The 26,680-nt window shown below is 69.6% G+C and carries 27 protein-coding genes and 3 tRNA genes; 10 read left to right on the top strand and 20 right to left on the bottom strand.

Annotation, left to right across the window (positions count from 1 at the left end; translation table 11 throughout):
• Positions 1-59: 59 nt before the first annotated feature.
• Positions 60-1,109, top strand: a complete 1,050-nt coding sequence (locus PFX91_RS13365) for an adenosine deaminase (protein ID WP_285731829.1) — start codon at positions 60-62, stop codon at positions 1,107-1,109.
• Positions 1,110-1,159: 50 nt separating this feature from the next.
• On the opposite strand, the gene PFX91_RS13360 is transcribed toward PFX91_RS13365, so the two are convergent.
• From PFX91_RS13360 to PFX91_RS13280, 17 genes are all read right to left on the bottom strand, one after another.
• Entirely contained in the window at positions 1,160-1,753 is a 594-nt protein-coding gene (locus PFX91_RS13360; protein WP_285731828.1) for a TMEM165/GDT1 family protein, read from the bottom strand.
• Positions 1,754-2,069: 316 nt separating this feature from the next.
• Positions 2,070-3,134 (bottom strand): UDP-N-acetylmuramate dehydrogenase, encoded by a 1,065-nt coding sequence (locus PFX91_RS13355; protein ID WP_285731827.1) that lies wholly within the window; start codon positions 3,132-3,134, stop codon positions 2,070-2,072.
• A gap of 3 nt (positions 3,135-3,137) precedes the next feature.
• Positions 3,138-3,566, bottom strand: a complete 429-nt coding sequence (locus PFX91_RS13350; RefSeq protein ID WP_285731826.1) for a MaoC family dehydratase — start codon at positions 3,564-3,566, stop codon at positions 3,138-3,140.
• Positions 3,563-4,012: a MaoC family dehydratase N-terminal domain-containing protein gene (locus PFX91_RS13345; RefSeq protein WP_285731825.1), complete on the bottom strand. Its 450-nt coding sequence runs from the start codon at positions 4,010-4,012 to the stop codon at positions 3,563-3,565. The genes PFX91_RS13350 and PFX91_RS13345 overlap by 4 nt, the downstream gene beginning before the upstream one ends.
• 152 nt (positions 4,013-4,164) lie before the next feature.
• Complete coding sequence (gene rpmG, locus PFX91_RS13340; protein WP_285731824.1) at positions 4,165-4,329, bottom strand: 50S ribosomal protein L33; 165 nt, start codon at positions 4,327-4,329, stop codon at positions 4,165-4,167.
• A gap of 79 nt (positions 4,330-4,408) precedes the next feature.
• Positions 4,409-4,484 (bottom strand) — tRNA-Met (locus PFX91_RS13335).
• Positions 4,485-4,584: 100 nt separating this feature from the next.
• Positions 4,585-4,660: transfer RNA gene (locus tag PFX91_RS13330), tRNA-Thr, on the bottom strand.
• Positions 4,661-4,822: 162 nt separating this feature from the next.
• Entirely contained in the window at positions 4,823-6,856 is a 2,034-nt protein-coding gene (locus PFX91_RS13325) for an AAA family ATPase (protein ID WP_285731863.1), read from the bottom strand.
• 58 nt (positions 6,857-6,914) lie between these two features.
• Complete coding sequence (locus tag PFX91_RS13320; protein WP_285731823.1) at positions 6,915-11,660, bottom strand: SbcC/MukB-like Walker B domain-containing protein; 4,746 nt, start codon at positions 11,658-11,660, stop codon at positions 6,915-6,917.
• Positions 11,602-12,993 carry a TIGR02678 family protein gene (locus tag PFX91_RS13315; protein WP_285731822.1) on the bottom strand — a complete coding sequence of 464 codons (1,392 nt, stop codon included), beginning with the start codon at positions 12,991-12,993 and terminating at the stop codon, positions 11,602-11,604. Before PFX91_RS13315 ends, PFX91_RS13320 begins: the two co-directional genes overlap by 59 nt.
• The gene (locus PFX91_RS13310; protein ID WP_285731821.1) at positions 12,993-13,964 is read right to left on the bottom strand and encodes a DUF2397 family protein; all 972 of its coding nucleotides are present in this window, start codon (positions 13,962-13,964) and stop codon (positions 12,993-12,995) included. The genes PFX91_RS13315 and PFX91_RS13310 overlap by 1 nt, the downstream gene beginning before the upstream one ends.
• A 190-nt stretch (positions 13,965-14,154) precedes the next feature.
• Positions 14,155-14,691 (bottom strand): hypothetical protein, encoded by a 537-nt coding sequence (locus PFX91_RS13305; protein ID WP_285731820.1) that lies wholly within the window; start codon positions 14,689-14,691, stop codon positions 14,155-14,157.
• Between the two features lie 241 nt (positions 14,692-14,932).
• The gene (locus PFX91_RS13300) at positions 14,933-15,217 is read right to left on the bottom strand and encodes a hypothetical protein (protein ID WP_285731819.1); all 285 of its coding nucleotides are present in this window, start codon (positions 15,215-15,217) and stop codon (positions 14,933-14,935) included.
• Positions 15,218-15,225: 8 nt separating this feature from the next.
• On the bottom strand, positions 15,226-15,480 hold the full coding sequence (locus PFX91_RS13295) for a hypothetical protein (RefSeq protein WP_285731818.1): 255 nt from the start codon (positions 15,478-15,480) through the stop codon (positions 15,226-15,228).
• Between the two features lie 11 nt (positions 15,481-15,491).
• Entirely contained in the window at positions 15,492-15,743 is a 252-nt protein-coding gene (locus PFX91_RS13290) for a hypothetical protein (protein WP_285731817.1), read from the bottom strand.
• Between the two features lie 56 nt (positions 15,744-15,799).
• Positions 15,800-16,051 (bottom strand): hypothetical protein, encoded by a 252-nt coding sequence (locus PFX91_RS13285; RefSeq protein WP_285731816.1) that lies wholly within the window; start codon positions 16,049-16,051, stop codon positions 15,800-15,802.
• Between the two features lie 643 nt (positions 16,052-16,694).
• Positions 16,695-16,776, bottom strand: a tRNA-Tyr gene (locus PFX91_RS13280).
• 233 nt (positions 16,777-17,009) lie between these two features.
• Here PFX91_RS13280 and PFX91_RS13275 point away from each other — a divergent pair.
• Complete coding sequence (locus PFX91_RS13275; RefSeq protein ID WP_285731815.1) at positions 17,010-17,507, top strand: YajQ family cyclic di-GMP-binding protein; 498 nt, start codon at positions 17,010-17,012, stop codon at positions 17,505-17,507.
• A 180-nt stretch (positions 17,508-17,687) separates the two neighbouring features.
• Here the strand turns inward: PFX91_RS13275 and PFX91_RS13270 are convergent, their stop codons facing one another.
• Positions 17,688-18,551 (bottom strand): M48 family metalloprotease, encoded by an 864-nt coding sequence (locus tag PFX91_RS13270; RefSeq protein ID WP_285731814.1) that lies wholly within the window; start codon positions 18,549-18,551, stop codon positions 17,688-17,690.
• 491 nt (positions 18,552-19,042) lie between these two features.
• Between PFX91_RS13270 and PFX91_RS13265 the strand changes: the two genes are divergently transcribed.
• The 6 genes from PFX91_RS13265 to PFX91_RS13240 all read left to right on the top strand — a co-directional run bounded on the left by PFX91_RS13265 (position 19,043) and on the right by PFX91_RS13240 (position 24,226).
• Positions 19,043-20,893: a 2-oxoacid:acceptor oxidoreductase subunit alpha gene (locus PFX91_RS13265; RefSeq protein ID WP_285731813.1), complete on the top strand. Its 1,851-nt coding sequence runs from the start codon at positions 19,043-19,045 to the stop codon at positions 20,891-20,893.
• Entirely contained in the window at positions 20,886-21,965 is a 1,080-nt protein-coding gene (locus PFX91_RS13260) for a 2-oxoacid:ferredoxin oxidoreductase subunit beta (protein WP_285731812.1), read from the top strand. The genes PFX91_RS13265 and PFX91_RS13260 overlap by 8 nt, the downstream gene beginning before the upstream one ends.
• Before the next feature lie 101 nt (positions 21,966-22,066).
• Positions 22,067-22,729, top strand: a complete 663-nt coding sequence (locus tag PFX91_RS13255; RefSeq protein WP_285731811.1) for an SDR family oxidoreductase — start codon at positions 22,067-22,069, stop codon at positions 22,727-22,729.
• A 180-nt stretch (positions 22,730-22,909) separates the two neighbouring features.
• Positions 22,910-23,419 (top strand): hypothetical protein, encoded by a 510-nt coding sequence (locus PFX91_RS13250; RefSeq protein ID WP_285731810.1) that lies wholly within the window; start codon positions 22,910-22,912, stop codon positions 23,417-23,419.
• A gap of 297 nt (positions 23,420-23,716) precedes the next feature.
• Positions 23,717-23,929 (top strand): hypothetical protein, encoded by a 213-nt coding sequence (locus PFX91_RS13245; RefSeq protein WP_285731809.1) that lies wholly within the window; start codon positions 23,717-23,719, stop codon positions 23,927-23,929.
• Positions 23,930-24,013: 84 nt separating this feature from the next.
• The gene (locus tag PFX91_RS13240; protein WP_285731808.1) at positions 24,014-24,226 is read left to right on the top strand and encodes a hypothetical protein; all 213 of its coding nucleotides are present in this window, start codon (positions 24,014-24,016) and stop codon (positions 24,224-24,226) included.
• Between the two features lie 75 nt (positions 24,227-24,301).
• Here PFX91_RS13240 and PFX91_RS13235 read toward each other — a convergent pair whose 3' ends face one another.
• Together PFX91_RS13235 and PFX91_RS13230 are read right to left on the bottom strand one after the other, a co-directional pair.
• Entirely contained in the window at positions 24,302-24,838 is a 537-nt protein-coding gene (locus PFX91_RS13235; RefSeq protein ID WP_285731807.1) for a GNAT family N-acetyltransferase, read from the bottom strand.
• Between the two features lie 83 nt (positions 24,839-24,921).
• On the bottom strand, positions 24,922-25,290 hold the full coding sequence (locus PFX91_RS13230; RefSeq protein WP_285731806.1) for a VOC family protein: 369 nt from the start codon (positions 25,288-25,290) through the stop codon (positions 24,922-24,924).
• A gap of 195 nt (positions 25,291-25,485) precedes the next feature.
• Here PFX91_RS13230 and PFX91_RS13225 point away from each other — a divergent pair, with 195 nt between their 5' ends.
• Together PFX91_RS13225 and PFX91_RS13220 are read left to right on the top strand one after the other, a co-directional pair.
• Positions 25,486-25,947, top strand: coding sequence for a hypothetical protein (locus tag PFX91_RS13225; protein ID WP_285731805.1), 462 nt, complete (start codon positions 25,486-25,488; stop codon positions 25,945-25,947).
• An 82-nt stretch (positions 25,948-26,029) separates the two neighbouring features.
• Positions 26,030-26,329 (top strand): GIY-YIG nuclease family protein, encoded by a 300-nt coding sequence (locus tag PFX91_RS13220; RefSeq protein WP_285731804.1) that lies wholly within the window; start codon positions 26,030-26,032, stop codon positions 26,327-26,329.
• Positions 26,330-26,680 lie beyond the last annotated feature (351 nt).

Raw genomic sequence — 26,680 nt, 5'->3', positions numbered from 1 at the left:
CGGGGGCCGAGTCCACCGACCTGGCACCACCGGTGTCTCGCATACGGCAGTCTTACGTCATGGAGACACCGACCAGCGACCGCCGGTTGGACCGGCTGCCCAAAGCCCATCTGCACCTGCATTTCACGGGGTCGATGCGCCACTCCACCCTGGTGGAGCTGGCCCGAGAGAACGGGGTCCACCTCCCCCAGGCCCTGGTGGAGGACTGGCCACCCAGGCTCCGTGCCACCGACGAGCGTGGCTGGTTCCGCTTCCAGCGCCTCTACGACATCGCCCGTTCGGTGCTGCGCAGGCCCGAGGACATGTACCGGCTGCTGCGCGAAGCCGCCGAGGACGAGCGCGCGGCCGGCTCCTCGTGGCTGGAGATCCAGGTCGACCCCAGCGGCTACGCCTCGCGGTTCGACGGGCTCACGGCCACACTGGAACTGATCCTGGACGCCGCCCGCGTCGCCGAACGCGAGACCGGTACGTCCATCGGGCTGATGGTGGCCGCCAACCGCACCAGACATCCTCTGGACGCCAAGGCCCTGGCCCGGTTGGCCCGCCAGTACGCGGGCCGGGGCGTGGTGTCCTTCGGGCTCAACAACGACGAACGGCGAGGCCGCGCCCGGGAGTTCGAGGGGGCCTTCCGGATCGCCCGCCGGGCGGGCCTGCTGTCGGCGCCCCACGGTGGCGAACTCCAGGGACCGCGCAGCGTGCGCGAGTGCCTGGACGAACTACAGGCCGACCGGGTGGGGCACGGCGTTCGCGCGATCGAGGACCCCCACCTGGTGGAGCGCATCGCCACCCAGGGCGTGACCCTGGAGATCTGCCCCACCTCCAACGTGGCCCTGGGCGTCTACGACGAGCTGGATCACCTGCCGTTGCGCAGGCTCTTCGCCGCCGGGGTCCCCATCGCGCTGGGAACCGACGACCCGCTGTTGTTCGGCCCCCGCCTGGTGGAGCAGTACCGGATCGCCAGGGAGGTGTTCGGTTTCTCCGACCCGGAGCTGGCCGAACTGGCACGGATGTCGATCCGTGCCTCGGGCGCGCCCGATTCCCTGAAGAAGGAGCTTTTGGCGGATGTGGACACCTGGCTCGCCACCCCCGCGGACGAGCGGCCCGACTGACCTTCGGGCGGCGGGGCGGTCGTGCCCGCCCCGCCCTTCGGCTCGGCCGCCTATCCCAGGAGCATCCAGGCGCCTTGGCCGAGCATGGCGGCGCCCGCGACGAAGAACAGGGTCGCCGCGCCGATCCGGATGGCGCGCTCGGGCAGCTTCTTGCCCAGGACCGAGCCCAGGGCGATGGCGATGGCGTCGGCGGCGACCATGCCGACGGTGGAACCGATCCACACGGGCAACCAGTGGTACTGGGTGCCCACGGTGATGGTGGCGAGCATCGTCTTGTCGCCCAGTTCCGCCACGAAGAAGATGACGCAGACGGTCACGAAGGCCGAGCGGATACGCCGGGAGGCGGTGCGCTCCTCGTCCCTGGCGCTCATCTCGTCGCCGCGCAGGGTCCACAGGCCGAAGAACAGGAAGGCGGCGCCCGCGGCCAGGGTGAGCCAGTCGGTGGGCAGCGCGGCGCCGAGCATGCCGGCCACCAGCACGCTCGCGGCGTGCACGACGGCGGTGGCCACGGTGATGCCGAGGATGACGGTGAGAGCCCGGTAACGCGTGGCCAGGGACATCGCCACGAGTTGGGTCTTGTCTCCCATTTCGGCGATGAAAATGGCGAGGGCACTGAACACCAAGCCAGAGAAGAAACCCGACACGTTTTCCCTTCCGTCCGGCGCACTGGGCGGAAGAAGGCGGCGGACGCCACTTCAACCCGGTCTTTCCCGGGTCAAAGGTCTCGTCCGCCCGGAACAGGACTCGCGCCTGGTAGGGCTCGTGCGACCGGGCCGGAGGTCGGCCGGAATGTCGATCACACGTATTGGGACTACTCCCCCTCGACCTCTCCGACTCTACGAAAGGCCGCACGGAAAGGCAATTCATTGTTTTGTCGAATTAGTTTAACAGGCGACCCGGAAAAACAAGTTCGCCGCGCCCAACTCATAAATTGGGCGCGGCGCAAAAAGGAACGAGGACTCAGAGTGAGACGCCGACCATCACCGGCTCGTTGACCAGGTCGACTCCGAAGGCCGCGCGGACCCCGGCTCGCACCTCGCGGGCCAGTTCCAACAGTTCCTCGGTGGTGGCCCCACCGGGGTTGGTCAGTGCCAGGGTGTGCTTGCCGGAGATGCGGGCACGCCCGCTTCCGTACCCCTTGGCGAAGCCGGCCCGGTCGATCAGCCAGGCGGCGGACAACTTGATCCGCCCCTCACCGTCGGGGTGCCCCGGGACCTCCACGTCGGCGCCCAGACGCGCCGCGGCGCGCTCGCGCACGGTGGCGAACTCCTCGACGGTGACCACGGGATTGGTGAAGAACGATCCGGCGCTGTAGGTGTCCGGGTCGTCGGGGTCCAGCACCATGCCCTTGCCCCTGCGCAGCCCGAGAACGGTCTGCCTGGCCAGCTCCAGCGGTACCCGGGCGCCCGCCTCGCTCTCCAGGCTGCGAGCCACCTCCGCGTAGGCGATCGGACGACTGAGCTTGGAGCGGTGCAGGGCGAAGGTCACCTCGCACACCACGTAGCGGTCGTCGCCCTTGAAGACGCTGTCACGGTAGGTGAAACCGCATTCGGCGTTGGTCATGCGCCGCCGCCGGCCGGTACGCCGGTCGTGGACGAGTACCTCGCGGATGGTCTGGGCGACGTCCTGTCCGTAGGCGCCCACGTTCTGGATGGGGGTGGAACCGACCCGACCGGGGATGCCGGACAGGAACTCCACACCGCTGAGGCCTTCGGCCACCATCCGCTCCACGAGGGGATCCCACTCCACACCGGCGTCGGCGCGCACCAGCACCACCGACTCGCCGGTCTCGTCGACACCGGCCTCCTCGAAGTCGACCGTTCCGGAGTCCACCAGGACCACGGTGCCGGGGAAGCCGGCGTCGGAGACCACGAGGTTACTGCCGCCGCCCAGGATCAGGACGGGCTCCTCGGCCGCGTCCGCCGCGGTCACGGCGGCGATCAGTTCCTCGGTGGTGGAGGCCGTGCGGAAGGAGTCGGCGGGGCCGCCCAGACGCAGGGTGGTGTATTCGGAGAGTGTGGTCACGGTCTACCTCGCCAGGCGTACGACGGCCTTGGACTGCGACAGGACCTTGGCCCCGCCGGAACGGGCGGTCAGCAGCACGTTGACGGTGCCGTCGTCGTTCTTGGCCTTGACCTTGCCGCCGACGGTGATCTGGGCGCCCTCGTCATCGTCGGGGACGACCACGGGCGCGGAGAAACGCACCGAGTAGTCGACGACGCAGCCGGGGTCGCCCGCCCAGTCGGTGAGCAGCCGAGCGGCCTGGGCCATGGTGAACATGCCGTGGGCGATCACGTCGGGAAGGCCCACCGACTTGGCGAAGCGCTCGTTCCAGTGGATCGGGTTGAAGTCGCCCGAGGCTCCCGCGTAACGGACCAGGTCCAGTCGTCGGACCGGGAAGGTCCGCTCGGGCAGCTCGGTGCCGACCTCCACGTCGGCGTGACGCAGCCTGCTCATTCGTCTCCTCCTCGCACCACGAGCATCATCGTGGCGGTGACCACGTGTTCTCCGTCCGCGTCGTCGGCCACGGTCTCCAGGGTGAGCAGGTCGTTGCCGCCGAGGGATCGGATACCCGTGATACGCGTGGTACTGCTGAGAAGGTCGCCCGCGTACAACGGCCGGCTGTGGCTGAAGCGCTGGTCACCGTGCACGACCCGGGAGAAGTCCACCCCGAGGTCGGGGTCGCCGATGGCCTGGGCCGAGCCCGCCATGCCGAGGATCACGGGGAAGGTCGGCGGCGCGATCACGTCGGGGTGTCCCGCGGCCCGGGCCGCCGCCGGATCCAGGTAGACGGGGTCGGTGTCGTTGATCGCCTCGGCGAACTCCCGGATCTTGCCCCGGGTCACCTCATAGGCCTCCGGCGCGGGATACTCCCGGCCGAGGTAGTCAGGGTTGATCGCCACGCTGTCTCCTGTCGTGAAGGGCCCGGAACACGCGAACAGCCCGGCGAGCGGATCGCTCACCGGGCTGGAAGTCCACGAGCCGCAGCCCCCAAGAGAGTGGCCGACGCTGTCACGCTCGGAGACGATCGCACTCGCGGGGTGCTCGTCAGTGACTAGCGGGTCTCGCGGTGCTCGTTGTGCTTGCGGCAGTTCGGGCAGAACTTCTTGATCGTGAGACGGTCGGGGGTGTTCCGACGGTTCTTACGGGTGATGTAGTTACGGTGCTTGCACTCCTGGCAGGCCAGGGTGATCTTCGGCCTCACATCGGTGGCAGCCACGTCGGAGTGCCTTTCTCGCTGGGAACAGTACTAAACGCCCGCGACGACCCCTGAGAGGAGATCCCAGGGGCCAGCGGTGTGGTAGCGGGGGCCGGACTTGAACCGACGACACAGCGATTATGAGCCGCTTGCTCTACCGACTGAGCTACCCCGCCCCGATCAACGAGACCCTACCCCGCATGGGGGCGGACCCGGTTCCGGCCGACGGATCCTCCACCGACCACCCACCTGAGTGGACCAGACCCCGTCAAGTGGTGGAGCCCCTTTACGGAATCGAACCGTAGACCTTCTCCTTACCATGGAGACGCTCTGCCGACTGAGCTAAAGGGGCGCGCTGCTCGGACCTGCTTCCGCCTGTCCCGGGGGCTTGCCCCCTTGCGCTGGTGATGACTATACAGCGGATGGGGGGTGCTCTGCCAAATCGAATGCCGCCGCCCCGCCACCAGAGCGAGGAATCCCTGCTCACAGGCCCTTTTCGCGATTTCGATGTGACTCACGCCGCTCCCTCGGAGATCCACACGTTGGACATGGCGTCCCGGTTGATCGTGCGGATGTCGGCCGGCAGCCCCAGCGTGCGCAGGGCGTCGGACAGGCGGGTGTCGTGCGTGAACACGATCACCTGTCGGTGGCCGCCCACCTCCGCCAGCACCGCGGCCAGCCCCTCCACCGTCTCGGTGTCCATCGCCTGGACCGGATCGTCCAGGACCAGGAACCCGAAGGGGTTGCCCTCCAGCAGGGTCCGAGGCAGGCAGATGGACAGGGCCAGGGCCTGGAACTCCCCCTGACTCAGCAGTCCGGGCGCACTGGTCTGGTCCTCGACGCCGTCGACCGCCACCTCCACCTCCACCCTGCGGCGGGCGCCCCGGCCGATCAGCCGCATGCCCTGGAGGTCGATGTAACGTTCCTGGCGCAAGCGGTACCACACCTGCTCCGCCTGGGCGGCGACCGGGCCGAGACGCTCCGCGCGCAGGATCCCCGCCTGCTCCGTCAACCAGTTCAGGGCGGCCTCGGCGCCGACGAGCGTGTCCCGCGCCGCGAGGGCGTCCTGGGCGTCGTCCAGCCAGCCCGAGAGCCGCTCGGCCAGCTCCGCCCACCCACCGGTGGGGTCCTCCAGCCGCTCACTGGCCTCTCGACGGGCGCTCACCGCCGCGGCCCGCAGCCTACGCCCGACACCCTCGACGTGGTCCGCCAACTCCCCCAGGTCGGTGATGTCGGCTCCGGACTCCCACAGCGCCCACACCTGACCCAGGTCGCTCTCGGGGGGCAGCCAACTCGGTGCGGGGGACAGCAGGAAGCGGGCCTGGTCCCGCGCCGCCTCGGCGCGTTCGTAGGCCGCCGCGACGACGGCCGCCTGCGGACGCAGTGCCCGCAGTTGGGAGTTGGCCCGACGCACCCAGTCGGCTCCCAGGGGCGCGGAGCACGTGGGGCAGGTGGTGTCCGTGGGATGCCGCTGGTGGTGTTCGAGCGCCTGTTCCAGGAGCCGGACCACCCCGTGCGCGTGGTCCCCCTTGCTTCCGGCGGCCATGGCCAGCTCCATGGCCGCGCCCCGCAGTTCGTTGACCACGTCGGCGATCAGGGCCCGCTCGGGGACCGCCAGCCGCCGCAGACGGCGCAGGACCACGTGCTGTTCGGGGTCGCGGGGCCCGTCGTCGGCGGCGATCCTGCGCAGGGCGTCCATGTCGAAGTAGGAGGCCGTCAGCAGCTGGACGGCCTGGTGGGCGCGTGGGTCGTCGGACTCCCGCAGTTCGTCGAGCAGGCGGCGCAACTCCCGCGAGGGCCGGTCACGCCGTCTGGCGAGCCCGTCGCACACCTTGGCCAGGCGGCGTTCGGCCTCCGCCAGACCACTGAGCCCCAGCAGCGTGGTCAGGGTGTCGTACAGCTCGGCGGAACGCCCGCTCACCGTGCGCCCGAGTTCGTCGTAGGACAGGAAGGGTCGGTAGCGGACGAGGTTCTCACCCCACTCCAGGGTCCGCAGCGGGGAGACCTCGCCGTTGGGACGGACGACCTCGCCGCGCGCGGAGCGGACGCTCTCGCCCGTCCATCTCCGACTGATCCGGGTGGGGCCCTCGTCCCCGGCGATGTGGATGTCCACGCTCGCCTCGGTGCGCTCGTCGTAGTGGAGGTTGCGCCAGCCGTCGTGCCATCCGGTGGGCATGGCGTCCCACCGGGGATTGCGACCGGTGAGGGCCGCCTCGGCCGCCTCGGCGAAGCTCGACTTGCCCGAGCCGTTGCGTCCGACGATCACCGTGAGACCGGGGCCGGGCCTGAAGTCGAGCTCGGCGGGACGGCCGATGCCGCGAAAGCCCTGAACGCTGATCCGCGTCAGGTAGGACCGTCGGATGTTCCCCGTGACCACCGGTTCGGTCTCCGGTTCGGGGATGTGCTCGCCGTTCAGCCGGGCCGTGAGCGCGTCCTCGCCCCACAGGGCCGCGGTGATCCAGGAACGGACCTCTCGGGGCAGCCCGGAGCGCGCCAGCGCGTCCAGGAGCGCCGTCCCACCCTCGAACGTCTCGGGTACCCGAGTCACCTTCGCCACCCCGTTCCCGTGTCATTCCCGCACCAGCAGATTAAGCGTTCGCGTTCGGCTAGACACCGACGAGGCGCCTCCTGCTCCCGTCCCAGGTGAAGTGCAGGGTCGCGATGCCGGGCACGTTCGGGTCCCTGAGGCATTCGTAGATGTTCAGGCTGGGCACGCTGGCGAAGCAGCCCCACACCCGCTCCGAGGTCAGGACGAAGTCCAGGTCCAGCTCCACCAACAGACCCAGCAGGCGTCCGTGCGTGGGCTCGTCGACCTTGGCGAAGGCGTCGTCGAGCAGGATCAGCCTGGGCGCCCACGGCGTGCGGACGGCCAGGGAGTCGAAGTGCGCGGCGGCCGCCGCGAACAGCACCAGGTAGGCCACCACCCGTTGTTCGCCTTGGCTGAGCGCCGTGCGGTGTCCCAGACGTCGCTCACTGCCCGTGGCGTCGGTCACGTACACGGTGAACGTGAACCAGGACCGGTAGTCCAACGCGGCGCGCAGCTGCGCGCCGCCCGTGGCGGTCGGGTCCAGGCGGCGGATCGCCTCGATGCAGCGACGCAGCGCGTCCCTGAGCCGGGTGGTCTGCACCCGACTGCGCTTCTCGGCGGGGGTGGCCAGGAGCGGTACGACCGCCTCCACGTCCGCGCCCGCGTCGGAGGCCAGGCTCCAGTCCAGGCGCACGCCGAGTCCGGCCGAGGTGGTGACGTCCTTGAGGACGTCGTTCATGGCCGCGATGAGCGCCCGGGCCTCGTCGATCTGGCGTGCCAGGTGACCGGCCAGTTCGCCCAGCAGGTGCCGTTCGAAGGCCTCCTCCTCGGCCACCGCGACGGCCTCCTCCGCTCCGGTCACGGCCACGGCGACCCGTTCCGCGTAGGCGGTGACGTCATGGGCGCCGTCCTCGTCGTGGACGGTGAGACGCTTGACGCCGCGGGGTTCGCTCAGTTCGGTGCGGATCTGGGCCCAGCCCACCGAGGAGAGCAGGCGGTCGAGCTCCTCTCGGCTGTGCAGGATGGCGCTGTCGTCGATCTCGGCGATGTCCTTCTGTGCGGCCAGACCGGTCTCCAGTCGCTCCACGAGCGCCCGCAGGGAGTCCAGGCGTGTGTCCGGCCGGGGGGAGGTCGCCTCGTCGTCGAGGGCGAGGTGGGCGGCCAAGGGGCCGCCGTCCTCGGCGCAGTCCTGGAGCCCGGCGGCCCGCAGCAGCACACCGTCGGGGACGTCGGAGGAGTCCGTGCCCTCGACGCTGATCGCCGAGACCAGCTCCTCCCCCACCGCGAGCGCGCGTCGGACCTGCTCGGCCCGCTCCCTGGTGGCCACGACCAGGCGTGCCTCCGCCCTGACCCGTTCGTCACGGGCCCGCTGGGCGTTCCGTTCGAGTTCGGGCAACCGTTCCGCGGCCTCCTTCGCCCTGGCCCTCACCTGGTCGCGTGCGGTGTCGAGCTGTTCCGGGGGTACCCCGCGCGCGCGGTCGCCGAGTTCGATCTGGCGGCGCACGGTGATCATGTCGTCGATGGCCGCGGCGCGTGCGTCCTCCGCCAGCACCCGATCGGCCCGTACCGCGCGCCAGGTGTCGACGTGGCGTTCGTGGTCGGCCAGTTCCCATGCCAGGGCGTCCAGGTCGCGCAGCGCGGAGGCGATGAGCACGCGCAGGTGGTCCAGGGCCCGCAGCGCGCTGTCGAGTCCGATCCGTGTGGTGGGCAGGTCCTGTTCGGGTGTGGGGGCCCGCGTCTCGCCGGTCTCTCCCACGGCGGCGAAGGAGCGCAGCTCGGTCCTGATGTCGAGCAGTTCGGCCCGGCAGGCCTCGGCGCTCCTTCGCGCCACGTCGTGTGCGCGGCGGGCGGAGGCCAGGTCCTTCCTGGCCACCTCCAGCTCGGCCCAGGCCTGGATCAGCGGGGCGGGGTCGGGGAGGTCCCGGGAGACCTCCAGGAGTTCGGCGTAGGAGTGCTCCACGGCCCAGCGGCGTTCCCCCGCCTCCGCGAGCAGGGCCTCCGCGATCGCCATGCGCCGGTCGATGTTGGCGGCCACGCGGTCGCGGGCCCGTTTACGGGCGGCCTCTCCGATGTACTCGGGCTCGCTCTTGTCGTGGGCTCCGGAGGCCACTCCCAGTCGCCAGCTCCCGGTCAGTGACATGGAGCTGGACAGGGCGACCGTGGTCTGGTTGTCACGGCGGTGTCGGGGCTCGGCCTCGCCCGGGCCCTGTCCGCCACGGCGCGGGCCCACCTCGGTCTCGGGTTCGGACTCCAGGGCGATGGAGGACAACAGGGCCCGCAGACTCTCCTGGCTCACCGAGGCGCCGGGAACGGACGACAGGTCGGCCACCGGCACGAGCACGTCGAGCAGTGTGCGTTCCCGGACCGGACGGGACAGCGCCGGAACCGGCACGGGGGAGACCAGCAGGTCCCGTGTCGTGGGGTCGTGCAGGGAGCCGTCGGCGCGTACCCAGCCCGCCAGCAGGCCGCTCGCCTCCAGGGCGGCCTCCAGTCCCGCCTGTTCCCGAGGGCCGACCCCCTCGGCGAAGTCCACCGCCAGGTACAGGGGGACGCCGTCGCCCTCCGGCCTGGGGTGGGTGGCCCAGCCGGGGCGCTCGGGGGCGTGTTCGGCGTTCTTGGCCTTGCGGTCCGCCAGTTCGGCGAGTTCGCCGGAGAGTTGTCCCTCCTCGCTCACCGCCACGTCACGCCGTGCGCGCAGTTCCTCCAGTAGGGGGTCCACCGCCGCGTGCGCCAGACGCGCGACGGTGGAGGGCACGTCCGGTCCCAGCACGCGCAGGGAGTCGTTGATGGGCAGTTCGACGCTGCCCTCCAGTTCGTGGATGGCCTCGCCCAGCGCGTGCGCGTGGCTGGAGTCCCGCAGCCGCGCGGCCCAGTCCCGGACCCCCTCGGCGTAGGCCGCGCTCTGGTCGCGCACGCCGTCGATGGCGTTCTGTTCGCGTGCGTGGGCCTGTTCGAGGACGGCGTCGGCGCATTCGGCCTCGCTGGTCAGGGCGATCAGGCGACGGTCGGTCTCGGCCTCGGCGGAGGTGAGCCCCATCAGCCTGGTGACCAGGTCGGCGCGGTCGGCGGCGCGGCCGGCGGCGCCGGTGAGCCGATCGTGGAGACGTCCGAGGTGTTCGCGCAACCCGTCCAGGTCGATGCCCTCCACGGGTTCGCGCTCGACCGCCTGCTCCAGTCCTTGGAGGTCGACCCGTGTGGTGCTCTCGCGCGGGGCGTGGACGGTGAGGACCGGGTCGGGGACGGCGCCCAGGACGGAGGGGTCGATCCCCGCCGCGACGGCGGCGCGTGAGGCTTCGGCGTGGGTCTGGCGCAGCGCCTCCAACGCCCGTTCGATGACCTGGGTGTCCTCGCCGAGCCGTTCGACGGCGTGCCCCTCCACCCGCTCGGCGTGTTCCGCGGCGACCCAGGCGGCCTCGGCCGCACGGATGTAGGCGCCCACGGCGGCGTCGTAGGCCCGACGTTCGTTGGCCGTGGCCGTGGCGGCGCCGTTCTGGGCGGAGGAGAGGGTGCCGTCATCGGCCCGGGCGGTGTCGCGCGTACGGCGGACCTGGTCCCGTTCCTCGCAGGAGTGGCTCTCGGCCGTGATGAGGCGGTCGAGTTCGGCGCGCAGGTGTTCGGTCTCCTCCGTCCGGGTCACGGCGGCGTCGATCTGCTCGCGCACCCGGGCCACGCGTGCGCGCAGTCCGTGCACCAGGTAGCCCCGGTAGTCCTCCAGGAAGGCGGTGACGCCCGCCCCGATCCGTACGAGGGCGTCCTTGTCCGCGCGTGCCTGTTCCAGGTCGGCGATGTTGCGGGCGACCTCGTCCAGGACGGATTCGTCCATGGGCGGAAGCGCCTCGGACAGGACCCCGACGAGTTCTCCGGCCTCCAGGCGGTCGCCGATGGTGGGACGACGCAGCCTGTAGAGCAGGTGGACGAGGTTGCGGTAGCGGACGGAGTCGTCGATGCCGAACAGGTCGCGCATGACCCGGGCCCGGTAGGCGACGGCGCTGGTGAAGCAGTTGTCCGCGCCGATCTCCGAACGGAGGCGGTCGACGGGCTTGGGGCGGCCGTCGGTGACCAGTCGAAGGTCGTGCCCGACCCTGCGGTCGGTGACGAAGAACACACAGCGGGGGTCGGAGTCGCCGACCGCCATGACGGCCGCGCCGAGCGTCATGTGGCGGGGTGGAGCGTCGTGGTCGCGGGGCTCCTCCTCGGCGGCGTCGTCCTTCGTCTCCGCCGCCGCGGCCCTGGCCGCCAGCAGCGCGGAGGCGCTGTCGGCCCCGGTCCTCGAGAGCAGGGCCGAGGCGCTCTGGGGTCCCGTGCCGCTCCGGAGCACCGCGTCGAGCCCGCGGTCGCCCCGGTCGGTGGTGAACTCCACCCAGAGATAGCCCAGGCGGGTGGAGGGGCCGGTGGCGGTCTGCTCCTCTTCGGCCGTGTCCTCGGGGGTCGCGTCCTCGGACTCCTCCGGGCCGCCGAGGAGGTCGGGGCCGGTCTCCTCCGTCGGAGGGGAGTCGACGGCGCGGGGACCCTCGGCCATCAGCCAGCGCAGACTGGTCCGGTTGGTCCCGGTGGTGTCGAGTCGACGCACGTCCCCGTCCAGCAGGAAGGGGAGCAACATCTCCAGTGCCTTGGACTTGCCCGCGCCGTTGCGGCCCCGCAGCAGCAGCCGCCCCTCCGCGAACTCCATGACGTGGTCGTCGTACTGCCAGACGTTGCGGATACCCGCGCGTTCGAGTCGGTAGCGGGGCACGTCACGGGAAGGGGAAGGACCGGGGGCGGCGGGTTCAGTCGGAACCGCCGTCGTCTCCGCCCCCGGGGCCTGGCTGGTCTCCTGTGTCACCACTGGTCGCGCTCACCTTCTCGTTCGCCACCGCTTGCAGCACGGACGCCACCCGACTCAGATCACGGCGGGGGTCGGCGGGAGCCTCGGGCTCCGGGTCGTCACCGGAGACCCGTGCGGGGTCGGGGTGGGTCCGGCTGTGTTGGTCATTGTCCTGGATCAGAGGGACGCGCTCGTCCACTTCGGCGCCGTAACGGGCCGCGGCCGCGGTGAGCCGCCATTCCCCGGGGCCTCCGTCCAGCATCCCGAAGTCCGACAGCAGGGCCTTCACCCGTTCACGGAGCCGCGCGGGGTCGGGGACCTCGGGGCCGGCGGTACGGCTCCACTCTGCCCGGACGGGGGCGTCCTCGCCACCGAGGGCCTCCAGGGCGCTGTCCAGCTCCTCGTCCGTAACAGGGACCGAGGTGGTGGGTCTACCGGGGTTCAGGCGACCGGAGAGGCGTCTGACGAGGGCCAGGGCCACGTGGCCCACGGGGTCGTCCACGGGGAAGCGGGGGCCGGCTCCGGCCTCGTCGGGCATCACCAGGGCGACGCCCTCGGCTCGGACCTCGGTGTCGCAGCCGAGCAGGTTGCCCAAGGCGGCGGCGGCCCGCCACTGGTGGGCGGCGAGGCGGTCGCGTTGGCGGTCGGAGAGCCGCTCACGGTAGACGACGGCGTTCTCGGCCAGGAGTCGGCGCAGAGCGATCTCTCCCTGCTGATCGCCGTCGGGGTCGGGGTCGTGGGAGGCGGCGAGGAAGGAGTCCACGTCGTCATCGCCCCGAGGCAGGTGGGCCGCGACGGAGCGGATGGTCTGGGTGTGCACGAACAGGTGCGGGTCGGCCGCGGGATCGACCTGGTGGTCGGTGATGGAGCCCGACGTCTCGCTCAGCGCGCCGAGTTCGCACAGGCGGAGCAGGGCGGCGCAGAAGGCACGGCGCTCGCCGAGGCCGCGTGCGGGATCGGCGTCGATCCCGGCCTCGCGTGCGGCCGAGTGCACCTGGTCGGCCAGTCGCCGAAGGGTGAGGGTTCCGTGCTCCTCGACCAGGACCGCCAGTGTCAGGGCGAGGTAGGTGTGCGTGCGCGGTGTGAAGGCGACTCCGGTCGTGCGTGCGAAGTGTCGCGTGCTCCGTGGGGTGAGGCCGCGTTTGATCAGGCGTGCGTGGTCGTCGGCGACGTCCAGCCGGTAGCCGAGCACACGCTGGAACCGCTGGACGAGCCACTCCTCGTGCGCGCGGACGAGGAGGAACTCGGCGGGATGGGTGCGTGCGGTGAGCAGGGGGACGGCCAGAAGGGTCCGGGCCGCGGCCTGCCGTTCACCGAGGAGGGCGGCGTCCTCGCTGTAGATGTCCGTCTCCATCACTCCCACGGTCGGGTCCAGGTCCGGTCGGAGGACAGGTCGGTCGGGTCCGTGTCGGCGTCCGAGGTCGGTGCAGTGAGGTTACCCGTGGGTTCGGGGTCCGCGACAGGGCCTTCCGAGGTCCCGGGCTCCTCGGAGGCCGGGGAGGGGGGTGCGTCTCGGCCGGCGTCGGGTTCCCGTGTCTCGTCGACGGGGGTCTCCTGGTCGGGCGTCCCCGTCGGGGAGGGGACTTCGCCCTCTTCGACGGGGGGCTCGGCCTCCCTCCGGTCCTCGCCGGGGAGGGCGGGGGGGTCCGTTCTCCGGGAGGTCATTTCCGGGACGTCCTCTTCGACGGTGTGCTGCTCGTAGGGGGTGACGCACAGGCGCACGCCCTCCAGGGTGAGTTCACCACCCTCGCCGCAGACGGTCACCTCGGCTCCGGGGGCGGAGAGGACGTGCAGGCGCAGGGCGAACTCCAGGTCACCGGCCGAGGTGGGCCTGCGGCTGGCGTCACCGGAGCCGAGCGCCGCGGTGAGGAGTTCCATGAGGACCTCCATTCCTGCTCCGGACAGCTCCAGGCGGGCGTGATCGCCGGTGGGCTCGGTGAGCAGTGCCCGGATCTGTGCGGCACCGGCGCGGCGCCAATGGGCGGAGGATTCCGCGGCGTCGCGCAGGCGCGCTCGTTGGGCTCGGTGGTCGCGCACCGGTTCGGGCGGTCGGACGCCGAGGGGCTCGACGACGGTGCTGCGGTCGGGATCGGCCTGCCACCAGCTGGTGGTGGCGGCGACGCTCTCGTCCACGCGCCCCTCCAGGTGCAGGGAGGGGCGCAGGGCGTAGGCGGCCTCGGCGAGGGCCTCGGCCCGTTCGGCATCGGCCTCCTCGAACCACGTGGCCAGGCGCAGCAGGGCCGCACGGCCGTGCCGCGGCACCGGTCGCCCTCCGGTGCCGTGTCCGTCGTCCGCGCGAATGTCCATCCACTGGTTGAGTCCCACAACTCAGCAGAGTAGAGACCTCCGGGGCGCGCCACGCCCGTTTCGGTACTGCCCGGCCCCGATGGGGCCTCCACAGCACCCTTTCTGACCAGGCACGATGCCACTTTTGGGAACTTTGACGGGATTCTGCGAGGCCGTGACGGAGGCGAACCTCACTCCGCCCGCTCTCGGGCGTCGTTCGCCCTCGGGGTCACTCCGCGGACGGGACCGCCAGGCGCCCGCCGTCGGCCTCCTCCAGCGCCCCGCGCACCTCCTCGGACATGTCGTCGTCGTACTCGGTGATCGTGTAGGTGGAGAAGTACGTGGTGCCGTCGACCTCCACCGGGTCGCTCAGTTCGACCTCGACGTCGTAGGGGTCGTCCTGGCACCCCTGGTCCATGCACCACGTTCCCAGGATCTCGCCCTCTCCTCGCGCGACCTGGTCCGACCACTCGTCCCACTCCATGTCGGAGAAGGTGGTGAACTCGGTGGCGACGTACTCGGTCGGACGCTGGTCCTCGAAGCCGTTCTCGTCACCGTGGTGGTTGAAGACGTGCGCACCCTCGGCGCTCTCACCGGAGCCGCCCTCACCGGTGGGGCCCTCGTTCCCCTCCGGAGCGGTCGGTGCCGACTGCTCCCCCGGGCTCTGCTCCGTCTCGCCCTCGGGCATGTCCGGCTCGGTCTCCTGCTGACCACAGGCGGTGACCGCCAGCAGCAGTACCGCTCCGCTCAGGATCATGCGCCTCATCCGGTCTCTCTCCTCCTCTTTCGGCCCCCGAGGGAGCTCTTCCCGGGTCCTGTGGGTCCGCACCCCCGTGCACGGACCCCGGATCCGACTACCCATGCCCTGACACCCTCATGTCCGTGGCGGGCGTCGCCTTCCCCGGCCTCCGACATGTCGAGGCCCCCCGACAGGCTGCCGGGGGGCCTCGACTCACCACGTACTCCTCCGTCACCGCGGAACCGAGGGCTCCGCCGCATGGAGGGGATCAGTAACCGTTGCCGTCGTCCTCGCCCTTGTGGTGATCGACGTTGGTGGACACCGGACCGTTGACGCAGTCACCGGTCGTCTGTGGCGACAGGATCGGCACGTTGACCGCTCCCACTCCGATGGACAACTCGGCGTTGCAGATCTGCACCGGAACCAGCTGGAGGTTCTGGTTGAACTGCTGGTCACCACCGTGCGAGCCGTGAGCGTGAGCGGGGGCTCCCATGAGGAGCGCGCCCATCGCCACACCCGCGAGGGCGGTGGCCGCCGCGAACGTGCGCAGCATGGAGACCCCTAGTCGATGTTGGTGCTGACGGGGCCGTTGATGCAGTCGCCGGTGGTCTGCGGCGACAGGATCGGCGCGTTCACGCCGGCCAGGAGCCCCACGACCAGTTCGGTGTTGCACAGCTGCACCGGAACCAGCTGGAGGTTCTGGTTGTACTGCTGGTCCCCACCGTGGGAACCGTGGGCGGAGGCGGGCGTGGCGGCCAGGGCGGCGCCCAGAGCGATCCCGGCGATGGCGGTGGCGGCGGTGAACTTACGCAGCATGTCGAAATCTCCTAGTCGATGTTGGTGCTGACGGGGCCGTTGACGCAGTCGCCGGTGGTCTGCGGCGACAGGATCGGGAGGTTGACCGCGACCAGGCCGACGACGGCCTCCGTGTTGCACAGCGAAACGGGAATGGCCTGCAAGTTCTGGTTGTACTGCTGGTCGCCGCCGTGGGAACCGTGGGCGAAGGCCGGGGAACCGGAGAGGACGACGCCGAATGCGGCACCAGCGACGAGGCCGGCAACGCCGAGCTTACGCAGCATTGAATTACCCTTCGAAAGAACGTGAGATATTGTCTCTGTCGGACGGTTTGCCGGAACTAGCTGATGTTGGTGCCGACGGGGCCGTTCACGCAGTCGCCGGTGGTCTGCGGCGACAGGATCGGGATGTTGACCGCGATCAGACCGACACTGGCCTCCAGGTTGCAGGACTGGATCGGAACCAGCTGGAGGTTCTGGTTGAACTGCTGGTCACCACCGTGCGAACCGTGGGCGTGAGCGGGGGCTCCCATGAGGAGCGCGCCCATCGCGGCACCGGCGACCAGGCCAGCAGCAGCCATCTTCTTGATCATGTTTCCCCCGAGAATCAGTTACGAGGTAGGACAGAAAAAGACGCAGGAGCTTCTTGCACCTGTGTCGCGGTGGACTGGGGTAATCATCAACCGGCCTACAGTTTTTGTCAATGCCGAAACCCGCAAAGTCATTTGTCCAATTTGCCGCAAGGATTCCTTTTGCTCCGGCCAATTAAAGGGAATTTCATATCTCTTTACGCAACACGCGCAAAGGCCTGGATCCCCGACAGGACATATGTCATCTGACGAAGCGGACACACCCACTCCTGTCCACCCGAGAGGGACGACTCACCCCCGCGCGATCCTCCACAACAGAGGAGGAATCCCCCTCCCCGAGGGCTCGACGGAGCGCACCCCGTGCACGCCCCCATCGAGAGACGAAGAGCTCGCGTTACCTCCGCGTGCCCTGAAAGCGACCGATCCGCGACCAGCCGAATCTCGGTGGGCGCCCTACCCGCGGAGGGCAGGAGAGGTGTCCTCTCCGGCGCGACCCCGGATCGGAGCGACCGCCCGCGCCACCGTCCCACCTCGTGACGTCCTCGAAGGGACGAGGACTCCACCCGCCCGACCCCACGAGCGACATGGAACGCGAAAGGCCCCGGTGACCAGCGTTTCCGCTGTTCACCGGGGCCTTCTCCCAGTGTGGCAGGTGAAGGATTCGAACCTTCGAAGGCTAAGCCGACGGATTTACAGTCCGCTCCCATTGGCCACTCGGGCAACCTGCCTGGTCTGCGGCGACGTGCCCGTCTCCGCGCACCACAGAGAATAGCGGATGTTCCGCCCGAACCTGAAATCGTCTGCGCGAGCGTGCCCCCCGACCCGTCGTTCGGCCATCCTGAGCAGGGCACGGCTAAGCTCTGAAGTCCGTCCGCGCCGGGCCTCGGTGCGGGCCGACCAGACCCACACGGGCGTCCTCGGACGCCCGTGACCCATGCGATCCAACGGGGTGTGAGCGAACGTGGCCGCCGAATCCAGTTTCGACGTCGTGTCCAAACTCGACCGTCAGGAGGTCGACAACGCCCTGAACCAGACCGCCAAGGAGCTGACCCAGCGGTTCGACTTCAAGGGCACCGGAGCCGCCATCTCCTGGCAGGGGGAGGACGGCATCGAGATCAAGGCCAACTCCGAGGAGCGGGTCAACGCCGCCCTGGAGGTCTTCAAGGAGAGGCTCGTCAGGCGCAAGCTCTCCCTGAAGATCCTGGACCCCGCCGACGAACCGAAGCCCTCCGGCAAGGAGTACCGCCTCGCCATCGGTCTCAAGGAGGGCATCAGCACCGAGGACGCCAAGAAGATCTCCAAGCTGATCCGCGACGAGGGTCCCAAGGGCGTCAAGGCCCAGATCCAGGGCGACGAGCTGCGCGTCAGTTCCAAGAAGAAGGACGACCTACAGGCGGTCCAGACCCTCATCAAGGAGAAGGACTTCGACCTGGCCCTACAGTTCGTCAACTACCGCTAGGGGCTCGCGGAGGCGCCGCGTCGACCCGCGCACGAGCCGAACGACCTCCCCCGAAGGGGGCGTCCTGAGGAGGTGACCGAGCGCACCGCCCACCGGGGCGCGCGCTCGGCACGGATGCGGTGGACCGGCCCCTCCGACGAAAGGTCGGGTACGGCCCGACGACCCCTCACGGGCGCCGCCCTATCCGCCCAGGTCCCACTCGCGGCGCAGCTGCCGCAGGCGCCGCACACGCTCGGCCGTCGGCGGATGGGCGGCGAAGAGACGCCCGATCCCGCTCGGGAAGGGGTTGGTGCTCATCAGGTGCGCCGACGCCAACAGGCTGCGCTCCCGCGGCAACGGGTACCGGCGGGCGCCCGCGTCCAGTTTGCCCAGCGCCCGGGCCAATCCCAGGGGGTCGCCGGTCAGCCGGGCGGCCTGCTCGTCGGCGCGGAACTCTCGACGGCGGCCCACGCCGCAGTACACCACCAACGCCGCCAAGGGCGCCAGGAGCGCCATCACCAGCCCGCCCAACAGGTTGGGCATGTCGGTCTCCTCCGACTCTCCCAACGGCAGCAGGAACGCCACCATGGACATGGCCGTGATCAGCCCGGTCAGGGTGACGGCCACCGAGCTGATGAGCGTGTCGTGGGAACGGATGTGCGCCAGTTCGTGGGCGATCACCCCGCGTAGTTCACGTTCGTCGAGGACGCTCAGCAGACCCGTGGTGCAGCACAGGGCGGAACGACGCGGACTGCCTCCCGTGGCGAAGGCGTTGGGCGACCGTACCGGCGACAGGTACAGCCTCGGCATCGGTTGCCTGGCCACGGTGGCGAGCTCACGTACGACCCGGTACAGCTCCGGTCTTTCGATCTCGCTCACCGGACGGGCCCGCATCGCACGCAGCGCCAGGGACTCTCCGAAGAGGTAGACCAGGCCCGCGGCGCACACCATCAGGGCCACGGAGAGCTGGACGCCCTTCTCCGAGCCCAACAGCCAACCGACCGCGATGACGAGCGCCGAGACGCCGGCGAACAGGCCGACCGCGCGGACCGTGTTGACGTGCACGCCGCCACCTCCTCGCTCATCACGATCACGAATGCGTACATGGTGACAAACGTGCGGGTCGGCGTCCCGCGTTCCCCATGTGGCCCGCCGTTGGCCACATCACGCCCCGTACTCCCCGGGGGTCCGTCCGTCACCGTGGAACCGGGACGCGTGCGATCGCACATGTGAGAATCACCACCCGGCCTCCGTCGCCGCGTGTCCGACGACCTATAGTGCGAACGTGGCTCCCGTTGCTTCGCGTACCAGGCCGGGGAGATCCCTGTCGCCCGGCCCGGTGGGCGAACGGCCGTGTCGTTGAGGGTGGGCCCCTCTGCGCCCGGCCGCGCGCGAGAGCCGGGTTGGCGCACCCGGTGATCGCGAAGACCACGAATGCCGTTCCCATGTCCCCGAGCCAGGCACCCGGTCCGCGCCCGAGCGGTCCGGTCGGGGCCGACACACGAGCGCCGCCGCCCGTCACGACCGGCGGCTCACCAAGGAGGTCGTCGATCTCAGTGGCCAAACAGATCGAACAGCTCGACCGCGTCGTCATCCGCTTCGCCGGTGACTCCGGCGACGGCATGCAACTGACCGGTGACCGCTTCACGCAGGAGACGGCGTCGTTCGGCAACGACCTGTCGACCCTGCCGAACTTCCCCGCGGAGATCCGCGCACCGGCCGGGACCCTTCCGGGGGTGTCCAGCTTCCAGTTGCACTTCGCCGACCACGACATCATGACGCCGGGGGACGCCCCGGACGTGCTGGTGGCGATGAACCCCGCGGCCCTCAAGGCCAACCTCGGCGATCTGCCCCGGGGCGCGACCGTGATCGTCAACACCGACGAGTTCACCAAGCGCAGCCTGGCCAAGGTGGGGTACACGGTGGACCCCCTCACCGACGGGACCCTGGACGGGTTCAAGGTCAGCGCGGTCCCGTTGACCTCCATGACCGTGGAGGCGCTGGCCGACTCCGACATCTCCAAGAAGGACGCGCAGCGGGCGAAGAACATGTTCGCCCTCGGCCTGTTGTCCTGGATGTACAACCGTCCGACCGAGGGGACGACCTCGTTCCTGAAGTCGAAGTTCGCCCACAAGCCCGACATCCTCGCGGCGAACCTGACCGCCTTCCAGGCCGGATGGAACTTCGGTGAGACCACCGAGGACTTCGCGGTCTCCTACGAGATCAAGCCGGCCAGGCTCCCTTCGGGCACCTACCGCAACATCACCGGCAACCTGGCGACCGCCTACGGTCTGATCGCCGGATCCGAGCGGTCGGGGCTGCCCCTGTTCCTGGGCTCGTATCCGATCACCCCGGCGTCGGACATCCTGCACGAGTTGTCCAAGCACAAACGGTTCGGTGTGCGCACGTTCCAGGCGGAGGACGAGATCTCCGGCGTGGGTGCCGCCCTGGGCGCGTCCTTCGGCGGTTCCCTGGGGGTGACCACCACCTCCGGTCCGGGCATGGTGCTCAAGCAGGAGACGGTGGGCCTGGCGGTGATGACCGAGCTGCCGTTGGTGATCGTCGACGTGCAGCGAGCCGGACCCAGCACCGGTATGCCGACCAAGACCGAGCAGACCGACCTGCTCATGGCCCTGTACGGGCGCAACGGCGAGTCTCCGGTACCGGTGGTGGCGCCCTCCTCCCCCTCGGACTGCTTCGACGCGGCCCTGGAGGCGGTGCGCATCGCGGTGCGCTACCGCACCCCGGTGGTCATGCTCTCCGACGGGTACCTGGCCAACGGGTCGGAGCCGTGGCGACTGCCCGAGATGTCCGAGCTTCCCGCGATCAACCCCGCCTTCGCGTCGGAACCGAACGGTCCCGACGGGACGTTCCTGCCCTACCTGCGCGACGAGCAGACCCTGGCCCGCCCGTGGGCGGTCCCGGGCACCCCTGGGCTGGAGCACCGCGTCGGCGGCATCGAGAAGCACGCCGAGAGCGGCGACATCTCCTACACGCCGACCAACCACGACCTGATGGTGCGCACGCGCCAGGGCAAGATCGACGCGATCGCACGGGACATCCCCGAACTGGAGGTGGACGACCCCGGCGGGGAGGCCGACGTCCTGGTACTGGGTTGGGGCGGCACCTACGGGTCGATCGCCGCCGCCGTACGCCGTGTCCGTCGTGCGGGCGGTCGGGTGGCGCAGGCGCACCTGCGGCACCTGAACCCCTTCCCCGCCAACCTCGGTGACGTGCTGCGCCGCTACGAGCGCGTGGTGGTCCCCGAGATCAATCTGGGCCAGCTGGCCCTGCTGCTGCGCGGCAGGTTCCTGGTCGACGTCATCGGTTACAACAAGGTCCGCGGTCTGCCGTTCAAGGCCGAAGAGCTCGCGGGAGTGCTGCAGGAGGTCATCGACCGTGACTGAGAACCCGACGGGGCGCGTTCCCGGTGCGAACGGTCAGGGCCTGGGCGGACTCCGCCTGGTGCCCAAGACCGACACCGCCTACAAGATGAAGGACTTCAAGTCCGACCAGGAGGTGCGTTGGTGCCCTGGGTGCGGTGACTACGCGATCCTGGCCGCCTTCCAGTCCTTCCTCCCGGAGCTGGGCGTGCCCCGGGAGAACATCGTGATGGTGTCGGGGATCGGCTGTTCCTCCCGTTTCCCCTACTACCTGAGCACGTACGGCATGCACTCGATCCACGGGCGTGCCCCGGCGATCGCGACCGGCCTGGCCACCAGCCGCCCGGACCTGTCGGTGTGGGTGATCACGGGTGACGGTGACGGGCTCTCCATCGGTGGCAACCACCTGATCCACGCGCTGCGCCGCAACGTCAACATCAACGTCCTGTTGTTCAACAACCGGATCTACGGGCTGACCAAGGGCCAGTACTCCCCCACCTCCGAGGCCGGGAAGATCACCAAGTCCTCGCCGGTGGGCTCGCTGGACCAGCCGTTCAACCCGGTGTCGTTGGCGTTGGGCGCGGAGGCCACGTTCGTGGCGCGCACGGTCGACTCCGACCGCAAGCACCTCACCTCGGTGCTGCGTGCGGCCGCCGACCACCCGGGGGCCTCGTTCGTGGAGATCTACCAGAACTGCCCGATCTTCAACGACGACGCGTTCGAGCCGTTGAAGGACCCGGCCGCGCGCGACACCCGGTTGTTGCGTCTGGAGCACGGGGAGCCGTTGCGCCTGGGTCCGGACCGGGGCGTGGTCGCCGGGGAGTTCGGCGGGCTGGAGGTCGTGGACGTGGCCTCGGTCGGCGAGGAGCGGCTGATCAGGCATGACGCCCACCGGGAGGACCCGGGGTATGCGTTCGCGCTGTCGCGTCTGGACCAGCCGGCGTTCGAGCACGTACCGGTCGGCGTGTTCCGGGACGTCCACCGTCCCACCTACGACGACCTGGTCAACGAGCAGGTCCAGGAGGCCCGTGCCGAGCACGGGGACGGTGAGCTGGCGGCCCTGCTCGCCGGCGGGGACACCTGGAGCGTCGAGTAGGGGCCATCGCGTTCGTGCCTCCCGCGCGCCGGTCGGCAGGAGACGACCGGCGCGCGGGAGTGCGACGGGCTTGGCGCGGTGTGAGGCAATAGGCTTCCCCCATGCGTATTGTCATCGCCGGGGGACACGGGAAGATCGCGTTGCGGCTCGCCAGGAAGTTGGCCGACCGTGGTGACGAGCCCGTGGCGCTCATCCGTAATCCCGACCATTCCCAGGACGTGACCGAGGCCGGCGCCGAACCGGTCGTGATCGACCTGGAGAAGGCCACCGTCACCGAACTGACCGAGAAGTTCATGAACGCCGACGGCGTCGTGTTCGCGGCGGGCGCGGGTCCGGGCAGCGGTCCGGCCCGTAAGGAGACCGTGGACCGCAAGGCGGCCGTGTTGACCGCGGACGCCGCCTCCTTGGCGGGTGTGCGCCGCCTGGTCCAGATCTCGGCCATCGGCGTGGACGAGCCGGTTCCCGAGGGCACCGACGAGTCCTGGGCCGCCTACGTGGAGGCCAAGCGCGCGGCCGACGCCGATCTTCGTGAGCGGAGTCTGGAGCTGGACTGGACGATCCTGCGCCCGGGGCGGCTCACCGATGATCCGGGCACGGGTCGGGTGGAGCTGGGCTCGGACGTACAGCGTGACTCGGTGACCCGCGACGACGTGGCGTCGGTGATCGTGGCCCTCCTGGACGAACCGGGGACCGTCGGGAAGGTTCTCAACCTGGTGAACGGAGAGACACCCGTCGTCGAGGCCGTCCGCGCCGCCGCCACCTGACCACCGGTGAGGGCGCCCGCCCGCCATGGTCCTTGAGGCCTTCTGTGGCGGATACGTCACCGCAGGAGGCATCATGGACGCGTAGCCCGGCGGAATCCCGCCACGGTGGACGCGGACGACGGGGTATCGGCCCGACGGGTACGGCAAGCTCCACGTGGAGCAGATGGGTAACGGTTATTCATGAGCGTCACACAGGTCGTCAGGGACAGCACGGTCGTCGAGCACGCCAAGGTCGCCGCGCAGCAGAAGCGCCGGATGTTCATCATCCAGTTGGAGGTGAACGCCTATGACGAGCCCTCCAGCAAGCTGCGTCCCGGGCTGACCCGCATCCTCGAGGGGATCGAGGAGGCCGGGTGGCGTCTGGACCTGATCACGCCGGGCGACGAGGGCGACAAGCCCGCCCGTCTGTTCATCTTCCGTCCGGACCCGGACGCCGGGAAGAAGGACGCGGCGGCGGAGAGGGCCGAGGTCCAGCCCCAGGAGCCCTCGGGCCAGCAGCAGCCGTACCACCCCACCGGCGGACAGCCCCAGGACCCGTACGCGGGCTATGGGCAGCAGCACGGTTACGGCCAGCAGCCCTACCCGGGATACGACCAGCAGCAGTACCCGGGCTATGGGCAGCAGCCCGGCTACGGCCAGCAGCCCGGTTACGGGCAGCAGTACCCGGGATACGGTCAGCAGGGCTGGTAGTCCCGCGCTCGGGCCCGCACGGTGCGTAGTACACCGTGCGGGCCTTTTTGTGCCTGATATCGCTGACACACCGCTTCCGATGTATTCGTCGGATATGTAGTTTTGCCGTTTTTTCGATTCCGCTCTTCACAACACCCCAAAGCGGCGACATGTCCGTTATGTCATCGACGGAACCGAGAAAAGTTCAGGGAAATACGGGATCCTCCCTCGGAAGTACTCCCAGCGCGTGGTCAACTACGCTACGTTATTTCCGGCGGCTGCAGCCCTCCTGTTTTGAACTTCCGAAAGGCAAGAAGAATGTCCCGTATTGCCAAGGTTTCCGGTTTCATACTCGCCACCGGCCTCGCGTTCGGTGCCATGACCGGCACCGCCGCCGCGGACAACAACGCCGACATCCAGAACGTCACCGTGCCGATCTGCCTGGACGTGCTCAAGGCCTCCGGAGTCAGCGCCAGCGGCTGCAACGTCGTCAACTGGGACTCCACCAGCGGAATCGCCATCGACGACTAGGAAGTCACGGCGAGCCCCTCGCCCCGGCTCACCTGGCCTCCTCGGTAACAACGATCACACCACGAACCGAAAAGGAACAACACCATGAAGCGTTTCGCCACCATCTCCGGTCTCGTTCTCGCCACCGGCCTCGCCTTCGGCGCCATGGCCGGTCCCGCCGCCGCGGACAACAACGCCAACATCCAGAACATCACCGTGCCGATCTGCGCCGACGTGCTCGCCTTCGCCGGCATCGACCACGGTGGCTGCAACGTCCTCTTCGGCACCGCCACGTCCGGCATCGCCATCGACGACTAAGAGGCGTCCCCGGACGCGCGAACACCGGGGCGCGGGGCGCGGCGTACGCCGGGCCCCGCGCCCCTCCTCATCGCGTCAGTACGCGCACGGCCGGAGTTCGACGCCCTCCACCGGGTCGGTGGCCAAACGGGCGTGCGTCCCCGTGTCGAAGCGCTCGTCGCCGTAGCGCAGCTTCCGGCGCTCGATCCCCTCCGGCCGGAACCCGGCCCGGCGCGCCACCACGCACGATCCGGGGTTGTCGAGGCGGTGCCCCAGTTCCAGCCGGAACAAGCCCAACCCGCCGAAGGCGTACTCGCAGGCCAGCATCGTCCCGGCCGTGGCCACACCTCTGCCCCGCGCCTCGGCCAGGGTCCAGTAGGACACCCAACCCGTGTCGTGGCGTCTGCTGGTCACCGACACCTGGACGTGCCCCAGCACCGGCCCGTCCCCCTCCACCACCGCGAAGCCGAACACCGACCCCTCCGCGGCCAGGACACGGCGCCGGTCGATCCACGCGCGGGCCTGCTCCGGCGTGGTCGGCACCACAGGGGACTGCCTGGCCATCTCGGCCTCGGAGAAGGCCTCCAGCAACCGGTCGACGTCCCCCGGTCCCCACTCCCTCAGGCGGTACAACGTCGACCCCTCTCCTTCCGCTCCCGGTCCTACCGTGTCACACGACATTCTCCCCGCGGTGGGGTTCCTTCGCACGTGCGTGCTCAGGCCGGGACGTGGGAGACGGCCTCCACGTTGTTGCCGTCGGGATCGCGCACGAACGCGCCGTAGTAGTGCTCGTGGTACTCGGGCCAGAGCCTGGGCTCGTGGAGCACCTCCGCGCCCGCCTCGACCGCGGCGGCGAAGAAGGCGTCCACCGTCGCACGGTCGGGTGCGGTGAAGGCGATGTGGCATTCGCGGGCGTTGCCCGGTGTGGTCGTGGGTCCGATCCAGAAGTCGGGTTCGGACCTGCCGTAGCCGATGTTCTCGCCGAAGTCGAGGACACGTCGCGCCCCCAAGGGAGCGAGAACCGCGTCGTAGAAGGCGGCGCTCGCCGCGGGGTCGCCGACCTGGATTCCGAGATGGTCCAACATGGGATCGAGTGTGACACGCGCCACTGACAGCTCCGGGGTGACGGGCCGAGACGGCCGGCGCCTCGCGTACTGCGTGCCGGCCGAGCGGCGCGGCGGAGCGAACATGCGGACGGGACCTCATGACCAGCACACTTGCTGGATACGATCACGATCAGGTAAATTGAGCACAGGAGACTCAACCTAAGGGGTGATCTGATGCCGTTCGTATCGTCGGTGTTCGGCGGCGCCCCGCGCGCCGGCTCCTGGACCGGACACGGTCCGGTCCAGGAGGTGGTCCGCGTCGACCAGGGCCGGGAGGACGGCGCGCACCTGGTGGAGGCGCGTACGGGTTTTTCGACCGACCCCGCCCAGGTGTCCTTGGTCCACGACGGGTGGAGACTGCTGCTGGTCTCCCGTGTCACCGGGGCGCTGTTGTACGAGGCCTCCTTCCCCGAGCGGGTGTCCTGGGACCGGATGACCGTGACCCGCACCGGCGACCGGATCAGGGTCCGCGTTCCCGCGCTCGGGAACGCCCCCGTACGGGTCCGTCCGCACCTGAGGGGAGCCGGCACCCGCTCACGCCTGCGCGCCCTGTGGGACCGCGTCGTCCACGCGGTCCGCCGCGCCCTCTCCCCCGTCCCGGGACCCTCCTCGGTCTCCGCGGGCCGAACCCCCTGACCGACCGGTCCCGCCCCATTGGTGACCAGCCGATCACTGGAGCTATGGCTGATTCGTCAGATTCGGTTGTTACCGTTGTCGCATGAAAGTTATCTACAAGATCACCTACCCTAACGGAAAAATCTACGTCGGCTCAGATCTGACTGATAGCCGTCTGACCTACTTCGGGAGCCCCTCGAAGGAGTCTCTCTATCAGGATTTCGATCTTTCTGAACTTCAGGACTTCACTATTCGTAAACAGATCCTGTGGCAATCTGAGACCGCCACAGATAGCGAAGTCCGTCGACGTGAGAACGTATTGATCGTCGAGCATGCAGCGAACAACCCTGAGTACGGATACAACCAGCGACCACGGTACCGAAAGACCGGTGACCTGGGATGACTTGAAGATGACAGCTACCTGATTCGATGGGTTCCGGCGGCGGTCCGTCGGCACACGAGCACTCGCCCTTAGTACGGTGGGTGGTGATGCCGAGAACTTGTTGGGCGGGGCCTTTCACTCCAGTCGTAGATCCGGTTTTCCCTGACCCGAACCGCTTTGTCGAGGCTGACAACTCAAAAAGCCCCTGAACTGGGACAGGTGTCGGGTCGCGGGGTGTCGGCGCAGGCACCGGATGACCTGGGCCAGGTTCAGAGTGCGTACAGCCTGGGCCAGGTCCGGAGACCGCCACACCTCGGCGGGGATGCAGGTGCACCGGTAGGTTGGTACTCCTGCCTCGCGTGGTTTGCCACA

It is taken from the genome of Nocardiopsis sp. ATB16-24, from assembly GCF_030271535.1.
Taxonomy (GTDB): domain Bacteria; phylum Actinomycetota; class Actinomycetes; order Streptosporangiales; family Streptosporangiaceae; genus Nocardiopsis.
The sequence above is the reverse complement of the archived record's forward strand: the minus strand, read 5'-3'. Positions and strand labels throughout refer to the sequence as shown.